The following is an 11,767-nucleotide window of genomic DNA, read 5'->3' as shown; positions in this document are numbered from 1 at the left end:
TGTATATTGTGTGTTATGTGATAAATTACTGTAACACAACGCCTCCTTTGGCTAAGACTTCGGATTTTCCTTTTTTCAAGACCTGTATGCCGTTGACGAATACCGCTTCAATACCGCTCGGCCGTATATTGCCGCGTTCTCTGGTGTTGTTGTCCTTGATTTTTGACGGATCGAACACCACGATGTCTGCGGCCTTTTTTTCCTGAAGTACGCCCCTGTCGTGCAGCCGCATGCGTTCGGCCGCAGCGCCGGTCATTTTGCGAATCGCCTCTTCAATGGAGATGCATTTTTCCTCCCTGGCAATCTGCAGAAAGCGGGGAAAGCACCCATATGCGGCCGAGTTCTGATGCTCTCCCGGTTCTACCCATGCATCGGTCATAAAAAGTGAGGCGCGATGTTTCATCAGCATCTTTATTATTTCAGGTGTACTGTATTTGTGAACAATCATGGCGGCCCTGCCGCCGCTTTTTTTCGAAAAGTCGATAAAGTTATCGGTTTCGCTCATGCCCCGTTCGCGGGCGATGTCGTTTAGGAACATGCCGTTGAAGCGATCCAGGTCCTCGCTATTCGAGCGGATCACCTGCATGTCCTCGAAGCCGATGCCTAATATCGTCTTGAGTATTTTCAGCTCGAACTTGAGGCGCATCAAAGCCTTCCGGCTACGGTAGTTCTTTTCGGTGTTCGAAATAAACCACGACGGCATGAAGCTATTGATTAATGGTGCACCATGGCTATATGCAAAGGTATCGAATTTCACATCGATGCCGTCGTCTATTGCACGGTCTATCATTTCCAGGGCGTCGTCGCAGGAGGACCATGTCTTCGTGCCGACGAAAATAAGGTGCGATAACTGCAAGCGGACTCCCGTGCGCCGTGCCAGCCCGAGCATCTCCTTCAGTGCGATGAGATTATGAGGCGTTCCGAACGGTATCACGGGATACGCTGCGGACACGGCTGAGTATGCACGGCTATGCACTGCCAGCATCTTGTCGTGCTTTTTCACAAGCTTCGCAATATCCTCCAGTTCATCATCGGGCGCAAACTGCCCCGGTTCATATTGAAGTCCGAGAGAGACGCCCTTCGCTCCCTCGTCCATCGCTGCTTCCATAAGAGACAGCATCATTTTTTTTTCATCTGATGAGAGAGGAGAAGGATCCAGACCCTTTATAGACGCGCGTATGCTGCCATGGCCGGCGAACATAGCCAGATTGTGGGATATCCCCGCGCTCGAAAGCGATTGAAAAAACTCCGCCATCGATCGCCACGGAAGTCTATCGATCCCCCTGAAGCCTTCCTTGAAGAGGTTGTCGATCACGGCCTTCTCGTTCGAGGTGCTCATTTCTTTGTTAAGGGCCGCAGGTGAAAAACCGCAGTTTCCGCCCACAAAAGAAGTGATTCCCTGTTCAATGAAAGGGCTGGTGAAACGCTCTCCGTTTTTCATTGCCGCGAACCAGTCAAGATGGGAATGGCAGTCAATGAATCCCGGCGCAATGACAAGCCCGCTACAGTCGATCACGCGCCCTTTGTCGTTGGTTATTCCATAAATTACCTTTTCGATTGATGGTCCGTTTACGAGCACGCTCCCCCTCACTCCCCTGTTTCCGAGACCATCGATAATGATTCCGTCCTTTAACAACGTATACTCACCTTTTTTAGCCGATTTCATAATTAACTCCTTGTCTTATATGAGTCGTTTAAACACTCAAATATGCATTTACATGCTTCCACGTCTGCGGGCGGCAACCATTTTCGCAAGGGACTATCTTCCAAAAATCTATTGGAAATCCCGAGGGAAAAACATTTCTCATGCCAGGTGGGATTATTAGGCAGCAGCTGGATTTCCTTTACCTGATTGGACTTGAGGAAACGAGCAATTGCAACGAGGTTTTCTTCTGTATCCGTTATGCCGGGGACGAGGGGCGTCCTCGGTACTATTTCGAATCCACCCTTTAAAGAAAGCTCATGAAGCTTAATAAAATTTTCAAGGATGATACCGTTTTCGACACCGCAATAACGCTTGTGCAACTTCGGGTCAAAGAGCTTGATGTCCATGTATATCATGTCTGTATATGGAAGTACATTTTCCTTAAATTCATCAAAGTCGAAGTATCCGCAAGTTTCAATAAGTGTATGAATACCGGCTTCTTTCAGAGTTTTAAGAAGCCCAGAAAGAAAATCCATGTGAAGTGTCGGTTCTCCGCCGGAAAATGTTACGCCGCCTCCTGATGAATCGAAAAAAGGTTTGTCTTTAAGGACCTTTTCGATTATTTCCTCTTGCGTCATTTTCTGGCCAATTCGACTGAGAGCGCCCGTCGGGCAATCTTTCGCACATGCGAAACAATATGTGCATTTTATCCTATCGACAAAAAAAACATTATCGCGGGAAAGAGCGCCCACCTGGCATTTCTCTATGCAGCTGCCGCAACCGATACATTTTTGAGGATCAAAAGATAATTCTGGAAGAGGAAGCCTGCTTTCAGGATTATGGCACCATACGCAGGAGAGCGGACAACCTTTGAAGAAGATGACGGATCGGATGCCCGGTCCGTCATCCAGTGAATTACCTTTGATATCTATTATAAGGGGGGGTCTCATGAAAATTATATCCTGTATTCGGCGCGACGAATGACTTCAAGCTGAAGGTCGCGCTGAAGTTTGGTAAAATATGCTACATATCCCGAAATTCTCACCATGAGATCCTGATAATACTCCGGGTTTGCCAAAGCATCTTTAAGGATGTCAGTTGTTACAACATTGAATTGTGTCTGCATACCTCCCATTTCAAAATATGTTTTTGCATAATGGGTCATGGTATCGACAATCTTCTCGTGAGTGTCCGATGCTCCTGGTACTACTTTCACATTGAAGGCAATATTGTTGTCCAGATTTCTTGGGTCCAACCGTGCAACATCTCGAAGATTATCCAGAAGGTTTACTGATGCACTCGGATGCGGTGTAAGACCCGGGGTAAATGGTTCACCGGCAAGCCTTCCCGTCGGCAGAGCTCCGGTAACACGCCCGTATACGGCGTGGTTGGCCATGGACCACCAACCAGTAGTGTATATGCCTCCCCGATAATTTCTTTGATTGATGTAGTAATCATGCACCATCCCGGTGACTTTGTTAGCCATTTCTATGGCCTCGTTGTTACCTGATCCAAAACGCGGGACTCTTGTTTTCACTAACGCATGTAACTTGGAATTATTGTTAAAATTATTATCAATGGCTTCCTTTAAATCCTTGAAGGTAACGGCTTTTTCCTCGAAGACTAATTTTTTAATTACCATAAAAGAATCTACGACATCTGCTAAACCAATAACGGACACTCCTGTAGAATTGTAATGCCCCCCACCTCTGGTTAAGCCTCGTCCTTTTTCAATACAGTCATCAATCAGTACAGAGAGTAGAGGCGCCGGTTGGTGTTTCTGGTATATTTCACCAAGCTGATTATTGCCTACTACAGACAACTCAAGCAGGAATTTGCATTGTTTCTCAAATGCACCCCAGAATTGGTCGAAGGTAATGAAGTCACCACCATTAATACTGCCGGTCTTAGGACCAATTTCCCATTTCACAAGGGGATGTTTCCCATTATTCAGAGCCATCTCAAGAGGTGCGACCAGGTTGATTTCCAAACTGGAGGTCGCGCTTGAGTGCTTCCCTGGAATGGAAGGTTCAACGCATCCATTAGCCACCCAATCACGAACATCTTCTATAGGCCATCCATGATTGGTCAATGCGGCAAACATGGCATCATCACCATGAATACAGGGTGTCGCACCGGTAATATAATTCACATCGCAAACGCGTTTTAAGTAATGCCGACTGTTTTTCCCAGGGTTATAACGGGCATGCATATTCGGGTCATTTAATCCCGCAAGCTCAGTTACTTTGAGAATAATATAGGTCATATCATTGACGGCATCTTCACCATCACGATCAACACCGCCAACAGTTATGGTTGTATTGGGAGATGATCCTGAATTCTGCCAATTGCCTATATCCGGGATAAGGACCTGATGGCTTGCTACTCTAAAAAAAAGTGAACCGAGAAGATCAATGGTATGCTTGACATATATCTCTTTTTCTTCTGGTGTAGAAAGTTTATTAATGTCAGAAATAAAGTAAGGCTGTAGTATCTGGTCAAGCCTCCCCAGCATCGGCCCATCATCGGAATTCTCCATAGTAAGGCAGAAGTGTACGATGATCATCGCCTGAACAGCTTCATCAATGGTCGTGGAGGGATTTTCCGGAACTTTTAATAGAATCTTGCTAATTTGCTCGAGTTCCATCTTTCTTTTTGGGTTGTTCTCTATCTGAGCATCCTTTGCAGCCTGTTGGGCAAGGTTCTTTGCATATATATTTATTGCCTCAAGGCATATAATCATCGCCTTTAATGTGTTTTTCTTTTCTTCATCGACTCTATGATCATTATTTAATTCGTCCTGTATCCTTTTAATTACACCCTTCGTTCCATATTTCAATATTTTCTCATGATCAGGGGTGATTTCTGACATCGATACGGTTTTCCAATAAAAAATGGAAAAGAATCTATCATGAATCTGGACCGGCAGCCCATTACCGGTATTGCTTCTCCATAATTCATGAATGTTTCTTCTTGCCCAAAAGGGAAACACATGCTTATGTAAGATTTGAATTGTTTCCTCGCTGATTTCATATGGCATGAGCTCACGTTTCGCAAAAGATCTGAGCTCTCCCCAGCTGTAACATCCCACGGCAAAGGGATGTCCGATACAACCGGATACAGGATCCGTAGTGTATGTCCCGGCAAGTAAATCATCTTCGCGAATGATAGGCTTTCTTCTTTCGAGTATATACTTCAGGCTTTTTGCTTTTCGGAGGTTGGGATCCCATGTCCTACCATTGTTATCTACATCATAACCGTATTCAAGGTGGAAATCGGTTATAAGTTTCCCATATTCATGGCAAACTACCGCTTCCTTCTTCCTGTTAAAATACTCAGAACGAAATTGTTGAAGCCGTGGAAAATCTTCAAGACCGTAATCGGCAAGAAAAGGATCTTCTAAAAACATAACACCGGGATCAATGCGGGTTCCCCGGAGCCGTAATATTTTTCTGGTTGATTTCTCTTTTCTGCAGCTTGATGTGTTGGCGACCTCTTCTCCAGCAATCTTGTTTGCTTTCTTGTGTTCGCTGATTTGTTTGTCTACAGATTTCTGCTGGTCTTTGCCAACAATCAAGTTAACATAGTAATTGAATAATCCAATGAGCATGATATTCCCTTCTGTCCTTACTCTTCCGGTAAGAATCATGCGGTATGCTTCATCGGGACTGGCATCCATTTGTTCAATAAGATCTTTAGGTGTGGAGAAAATAAGAGTGCAATCAACATTATCTGAGATATGGTCGAGAACTTTAACTGATCCATCTTTGAAAATGATTGTCCCTTTCGCAGAGTCATCTTCCGATTTCATGCCAACAGATACATTAATCCAACCCTGGGTCCCTTTCATTTCATTCTGTAGCACAGGATTGGTATTAAACTTTGACGCGATGTATCCCAGAAAACCTTGAAGCAGCATTTGCTGTTTATGAAGCAATTTCCCGGCAAGGAATTGTGATGAACTTGCCAGAAGATTTATATACTCCTGCACGCGATTGCTTTTTATTGATTGGTCTTGCATGACTAACCTCCATATTATTTATATAGATATGCAATAATTGTGCCAGTCGTGATTTTATAATGAGTTTTTTAATTTTATGATTAAGAAACCTTGAAAAATAAAATCAGTTATTCCTTTATGTGCAGAAAAATTGGCAAAAATCGCTTATTCCCATTTGAAAATTAATGAAAAAAGCAAATATTAGAGGTATCCTGAAAGGAAAATAACCACTATTACATAATTGATTAGCATGAATATATTGACATTTTAATGAAACATTAGTATGTTATCTGCAACATATAAGAAACATAAATTGAACATATATGGAACATTAATGAAACATAGAAGTGAATAAATGTTAAATAATCAGAATGAAAAAAATGGCAACCTTCCATCTATTGATTATAATACTCTGAAGGTATTAGACACCCTGAATATAGGTTTTATTCATATGGATATGGATTCAGGTATTTTTGAGGTGAATGAAAAGATACTTGAGTGGTATGGAGGGAAGCGCAGTGATCTTGTGGGGCACAACGCAAAGGAATTCTTTAAACCTGATGATTTCAATCGGTTAATGGCAATTGATTTGGATTACATTCAAAAAGGGTTTCAACAATATCAATTCGAATTTAATCTCCCAACAAAAAAAGGAGAAAGTATCCCTTTTCTTCTTAGCCTTTCTGTAGACAAGGATGCAGAAGGAGTCCCATATGCAACGAATGTTATGTTGACCGATATCCGTGAACAAAAACGTATGCAGGAGGAGCTGAGAAGGGCAAACAACGCTTTAGCTGTAAGTCAGGAAGCACTGGAAAATGAAAAAAAAATGATCGAAACTATCCTATTTGGTATAGGCGACTGTGTCACTATCTTCGATCATGAGGGAAACCTCATGTTAAACAACCCGATGGGAAAGGAAATAAGAGGTGATCGGATTACGCCACTCATTGAACTTGATTCAAACGCAGAAAAGATTTTTAATTTTAATATTTCCGGGGAGCGACGTCAGTTTGCAGGACGGATAGTAATAATTCATGATAACCTTGGGCGGGTTAATGCTTATGCCGAGATATTAAATGATATCACAAACCAAATCAAACTGGAAGAGCGTGAACATGAATTACGCATGATCAAACGTAAAGTGCAAAGGGGCGAAATCGAATCAGAAATGATCGGTGTCAGCCCAGCCATGGAAAAGGTTTTTGACCTTATTTTACGTTGTGCTGAAGTGGATTCATCGATCTTAATCTTGGGTGAAACGGGGGTTGGGAAAGAGCTTGCTGCACGAGCAATCCATACACATAGTAAACGAAAAGGAAGTCATTTTGTTGCTATCAATTGTGGCTCAATACCTGAAGCCCTCCTCGAATCGGAACTTTTTGGTCATGAGAAAGGCGCATTTACCGGTGCTGTGACATCTCGCATGGGCCTGTTCAGGGAGGCTGAAGGAGGGACATTATTTCTGGACGAGGTAGGTGACCTTAATATTGCCCTCCAGGTTAAACTTCTGAGGGCTCTTCAGGAAAAGGAAGTTCGGCCAGTGGGTGGTACGCGCACATTCCCAATAAATGTGCGTATTATTTCTGCTACGAACCGCAACCTATCGGACCTTATTTCCAATGGGCTTTTCCGCGAAGATTTATTTTACCGTATTGCCGTAGTTCCGATTACAATCCCACCTCTCAGGGAACGCCGCGAGGATATTCTGTATCTGGCAGAGCACTTTATAAAAATACACAAGAAGCATGATGAAGTGACACAAAAGCGGCTCGATGATGAGTCTCGACAACTTTTACTGAGACATCAGTGGCCTGGTAATATCCGTGAATTGGAAAATGCGATTGAGTATGCCCTGACGATGAGCGTCGAAAATATTATCAAAACGGGCGATTTTCCGCTCCAGATGATGTCAAGCCGGACTTTATCTAATAATTCAAGCAAGACACCTCAGTTAATATCATCAATACCATTGCAACAAGTAAAATCATTTGATCAATCAACAATATCTTCACTTAAGTCATGGGAACAGGATGAGCGACAAATTATTGATGAGACTCTTGAAATGTGCAAGGGTAATAGAAATGATACAGCCAATAAATTATCAATGTGCAGGAGTACACTTTGGAGAAAGATGAAGAAGTATCATCTTTCATAAGCGTTACAAGACCACATGTTATGCATTTGACAGTTGAATAGTGATCGGTGATATAAAATGGTGCCGCGTCGCACCCCTTCGGCAAAAGGCTGGTTCCGGCCTCCCGGAACACCTCCCCGGCAGGGAACCCCTGCCGCAATCCCCGTCCCGACAGAGAGTAAAGCGCATAAGCTTAGCTATATGCACCGCCCGCCTTTACTTCTTAGACCAATTTTCTATTTTTAACCCTTTAATTCTGTTAAAATGTTTTTCATTATTTGTAACTAACGTTGAATTCATGGTCAATGCGGTTGATGCTATCAATAAATCAAAATCATCTATCGGTGAACCGCCTTTTTGCAAACCGGCCTTTAACTCACTAAATGTTTCAATTATTGCTTTATCAATATCCAGTATTGGGAATAACTCTTTTATTCGATAAACTATAGCTAAATTCTTTTCATAACTTTGTGATTTTTTAGCGCCAAATAACAATTCTCCATAGGTAATTACGGATATTGACTTGGGAATATTTTCATTTTTTAATAAATGATCATGAACGATAGAATCACCCTTAATGCTATAAATAATGATGTTTGTATCAATCAAATATGACATTGTCTTTTTTAAACCTTTCAGAATTTTTACGCGATTTTTTTATAGAGTCAATTATTTCATCTGCGCTTCGATCATCTTCCCAGGCACCGGAAAGAGCAATAAATTCTCTCGTTGGATTGCTTTTATAAATTGCAGGATTTGAAAGATACTTTTCTATAATAGAAATTACTTCCTGGCTGATAGATCTATTTTGACTTTTTGCCATAGCTTTTAATGAATCATATAATCTATCATCAATATCGCGAACTTGTAAGATTGCCATAATATCACCTCCATTACAGGTAATATAGCTACGTTTCATGAAAAGTCAATCATTTTTCATGAAAACACACAAACGCAGGACAGCGAAGGCATGGACGCCTCCACTGCCGCAATCCCCGTTCCGGAAAACCGGAACATACATCATCCAACCGGTGATCCCGGCTGAAAATAACAAGTTCAGGATGAAATAAACAGCAACCGAAAAGCGAGGGCACCGACGCCCGAGCGCCTGGGCTGCGGCCGAGGATGGAGCAGGACGCTCCTCCGCAGGCCGCACGGAGCGAGTTCCCTGATACAGAAAGACTCTTAGCCCGTCGCGGCCAGCGACCGCGGGGGTGGCGCCGGAGGGGTGCCGCGTCGCACCCCTTCGGCAAAAGGACTGTCCCGGACCCAAGGGACACCCCACCCGGCAGAGGGCCCCTGCCGAAACCCTAGGCCTCTTGCCTAAAGAACCTCTTCCAAACCAGAAACACCACAGCACCCACGGCCACGACAGCCACGGCCACAAGGGATGTTTCCGTCCACTTCATCAGCGAAGCAGTCATCATGCCCGCGGTCATAACTATATAAATGACGGGAACCAGGGGAAACAGGGGCACCCGGAAGGGACGCACGGCTTCGGGCTGCCGGTAGCGCATAATAACAAGACCGATAATACTGAGCAGGGGAAATATTCCCAGGGCGAAACCCATGTAGTTGAGAAGGACCATGATATGGTCTTTTCCGATAAAGACATAGACCATGGCGATGATAGTCTGGAGAATGATGGCCAGGTCAGGTGTCTGGAACCGGGGATGCACCCGCGAAAGGGACTTAAAAAGAATCCCGTCCTGCGCCATGGCGAAGTACACCCGGGGCCCCACCATCATCTGCGCCGATACGGATGAAAAAAGAATGACGCTGATTCCCAGGGTGATAAAGGCAGCGATTCCGCCGCCGAAAAGGTTCGAGGCCGCAATGGCGGCAACGGCATTCTGGCCCATGAGATCCTTCCCGGGTGTCGAAATGAGAAAGACCACATTCAGAAGCAGGTATATGACCGTGATGAGCAGTGCGCCCCAGAACATGGCCCGGGGCAGGTTGCGCTGCGGGTCCTTGATCTCACCGGCCATGTAAGTGGCACCGTTCCATCCCGAATAGGCGAACATGATGATGAGCAGCACCAGGCCGTAATCGGCCAGGGACTTCCCATCACCGGGCGCCGAATATTCAGCCACGAGCCTGCCGGCCTGGCTCCAGTCGGCACAGTAGAGTCCCGCGCCAATGAGGGAAATGACAATAACCAGTTTCAGCACCGTGAGAAGGTTCTGCACGGAGCCGCCACGCCGCACGCCCAGTATATGCATAATACCGAATGCGAGGATCACTGCGGCGGCGATCATCTTCTGCGCCAGTGGGCCGGCCAGGAAACCGGACTGAAAGAATTCATTGAGATACCAGAGGAGCGTCAGCGAGGTAATGGCCGCTGAAGCCGTAAATCCCACAAAGAGGGATATCCATCCCGTGAGGAAGGACGGCAGGGGGCCGAATATTTTCTTCAGGTATACGTATTCACCGCCGTCATCGGGCCACATGGCGGCCAGCTCGGCATAGCACAGGGCGCCCGTAATGGCCACAAGCCCACCCAGGGCCCAGAGCACGAGCACGACCTTCGCGCTGCCCGTCATTGCCAGGGCCGATCCCGTGGTGACGAATATTCCCGTGCCGATGACATCGGCGATTATAATAAGAACGGCCGTAACAAGTCCCAGTTGTCTTTTCAGTTCCAAGGCAGTCTCCATTGAGGTTATTTTCAGTTTTGCGAAATTACCGGTAAGACCGGGATTGCGGCAGGAACCTGTAAGGGGCAGATATTTCCCCTCCGCAACGGGCACTTTATGGCAGAGAAAGGCATTTCAGTCAAGAAATATATGGGTTGCAGGAAACGGTTATGTTGGGTTTGCAGGGAACGGTTTCAAACCGTTCCCTGCAAACCATATATCACACCCATGTGGTGAAAAACATATTGACACCCCGGGGTGTCGGAAGAAATGATCCGCTCATGAATACCATACTCCCCGAACCCTTCATGCTGGCCCCCATGGCGGAAATCACCACGCCTGCCCTGCGCAAAACCGTTAAGGGCTTCTCCCCCCACGTGATCATGTACTCCGAGATGCTCAGCGCCACTGCCCTGGTTCACTGGGGAATGTGCAATGATTCACTTTCGTCCCGGCACGAATTTGACGATCCCATCATCTACCAGATACTGGGCGATTCGCCGGAACTCATGTCCCGGGCCTGCGAACTGCTGTCGCAAAACGGCGGCTATGCCATCGACATAAACATGGGATGCTCCGCGCCGGAGATTCTCAACCGGGGCTGGGGCGCGCGCCTCCTCCAGGACTTCGATAAAACGCGCGACATCATCCGCGCCTGCCGGAAAGCCGTGCCTAGCCGCCTCTCGATAAAAATGCGCAGCGGCTACCAGGACCATGACATCCCCCTTCTCCTGGACTTCACGCGCATGTTCCAGGACGAGGGCGTGGACTTCATCGCTCTCCATCCCCGCTTTGCCAAGCTCTCATTTAAAAGAAAGGCCGACTGGAGTCTCATCGAACTGGTAAAGAAACATGTGTCCATCCCGGTCATCGGCAACGGCGATATCATTGATCCTGTCGAGGCCGTGGCCGTCCTGCGCTCGGGAATCTGCGACGGCATCATGATCGGCCGCGAGGCCGTGAAATCACCCTGGATATTCCAGGTCTGCCATGCCCTCATGTCGGGAGAAAGCAGCACCATAACCATTCCCGTAGACAAAATCTTCATCGAAGTCTTAAAGAATATGCAGGATATGCTCCCGCCTGAATTTCACAAGACCCGGGCGCACCGCTTCTGCGTCTATTATTCCCAGAATGTCGCCTTCGCCCACGATCTCTTTAAAAAGATCCGTCCCCTTTCGTCCATCGAGGATATGATCCCCGTTGTACGCGATTATTTCGAAAGAAATCCCCATGAGGCCGTGAAGACGTACCATATTGACAATGGTACGCTGCATCTGGCAAACCCCGGCGAATAAACCAGTCCGTTCGATTCATTATGCCGCTACCCCTGGGAGGGGTTTTTG

8 protein-coding genes are annotated in these 11,767 nt (G+C 45.9%); 2 read left to right on the top strand and 6 right to left on the bottom strand.

Annotated elements, in window-relative coordinates; all coding sequences use genetic code 11:
- Nucleotides 1–25 precede the first annotated feature (25 nt).
- Genes CVV44_12540 through CVV44_12530 form a run of 3 tightly spaced genes read right to left on the bottom strand, consistent with a single transcriptional unit; the run spans nt 26 to nt 5,666 of the window.
- Complete coding sequence (locus tag CVV44_12540; GenBank protein ID PKL37990.1) at nt 26–1,666, bottom strand: hypothetical protein; 1,641 nt, start codon at nt 1,664–1,666, stop codon at nt 26–28.
- A gap of 2 nt (nt 1,667–1,668) precedes the next feature.
- Nucleotides 1,669–2,595, bottom strand: a complete 927-nt coding sequence (locus CVV44_12535; GenBank protein ID PKL37989.1) for a glycyl-radical enzyme activating protein — start codon at nt 2,593–2,595, stop codon at nt 1,669–1,671.
- A gap of 5 nt (nt 2,596–2,600) precedes the next feature.
- On the bottom strand, nt 2,601–5,666 hold the full coding sequence (locus tag CVV44_12530; GenBank protein ID PKL37988.1) for a formate acetyltransferase: 3,066 nt from the start codon (nt 5,664–5,666) through the stop codon (nt 2,601–2,603).
- Between the two features lie 334 nt (nt 5,667–6,000).
- On the opposite strand from CVV44_12530, the gene CVV44_12525 reads away from it, so the two are divergent.
- Nucleotides 6,001–7,803: a hypothetical protein gene (locus tag CVV44_12525; GenBank protein ID PKL37987.1), complete on the top strand. Its 1,803-nt coding sequence runs from the start codon at nt 6,001–6,003 to the stop codon at nt 7,801–7,803.
- 195 nt (nt 7,804–7,998) lie between these two features.
- Here the strand turns inward: CVV44_12525 and CVV44_12520 are convergent, their stop codons facing one another.
- The 3 genes from CVV44_12520 to CVV44_12510 all read right to left on the bottom strand — a co-directional run bounded on the left by CVV44_12520 (nt 7,999) and on the right by CVV44_12510 (nt 10,535).
- On the bottom strand, nt 7,999–8,400 hold the full coding sequence (locus CVV44_12520) for a VapC toxin family PIN domain ribonuclease (protein PKL37986.1): 402 nt from the start codon (nt 8,398–8,400) through the stop codon (nt 7,999–8,001).
- Nucleotides 8,384–8,662, bottom strand: a complete 279-nt coding sequence (locus CVV44_12515) for an antitoxin (GenBank protein PKL37985.1) — start codon at nt 8,660–8,662, stop codon at nt 8,384–8,386. Before CVV44_12515 ends, CVV44_12520 begins: the two co-directional genes overlap by 17 nt.
- Before the next feature lie 430 nt (nt 8,663–9,092).
- A complete protein-coding gene (locus CVV44_12510) occupies nt 9,093–10,535 on the bottom strand; it encodes an amino acid permease (GenBank protein PKL37984.1) in 1,443 nt (480 codons plus the stop codon).
- Nucleotides 10,536–10,591: 56 nt separating this feature from the next.
- Here CVV44_12510 and CVV44_12505 point away from each other — a divergent pair, with 56 nt between their 5' ends.
- Nucleotides 10,592–11,719: a hypothetical protein gene (locus tag CVV44_12505; GenBank protein PKL37983.1), complete on the top strand. Its 1,128-nt coding sequence runs from the start codon at nt 10,592–10,594 to the stop codon at nt 11,717–11,719.
- Nucleotides 11,720–11,767: the final 48 nt, after the last annotated feature.

The organism is Spirochaetae bacterium HGW-Spirochaetae-1, from assembly GCA_002839375.1.
GTDB lineage: Bacteria > Spirochaetota > UBA4802 > UBA4802 > UBA5550 > PGXY01.
This window is presented reverse-complemented; position numbering and strand designations above follow the sequence as displayed.

What these genes read in the sequence shown, in the direction of transcription:
- CVV44_12530 (PKL37988.1), bottom strand. Translation starts at nt 5,666, where the DNA reads ATGCAAGACCAATCAATAAAAAGCAATCGCGTGCAGGAGTATATAAAT.
- CVV44_12505 (PKL37983.1), top strand. Translation starts at nt 10,592, where the DNA reads ATGTTGGGTTTGCAGGGAACGGTTTCAAACCGTTCCCTGCAAACCATA.
- CVV44_12535 (PKL37989.1), bottom strand. Translation starts at nt 2,595, where the DNA reads ATGAGACCCCCCCTTATAATAGATATCAAAGGTAATTCACTGGATGAC.
- CVV44_12540 (PKL37990.1), bottom strand. Translation starts at nt 1,666, where the DNA reads ATGAAATCGGCTAAAAAAGGTGAGTATACGTTGTTAAAGGACGGAATC.
- CVV44_12515 (PKL37985.1), bottom strand. Translation starts at nt 8,662, where the DNA reads ATGGCAATCTTACAAGTTCGCGATATTGATGATAGATTATATGATTCA.
- CVV44_12525 (PKL37987.1), top strand. Translation starts at nt 6,001, where the DNA reads ATGTTAAATAATCAGAATGAAAAAAATGGCAACCTTCCATCTATTGAT.
- CVV44_12520 (PKL37986.1), bottom strand. Translation starts at nt 8,400, where the DNA reads ATGTCATATTTGATTGATACAAACATCATTATTTATAGCATTAAGGGT.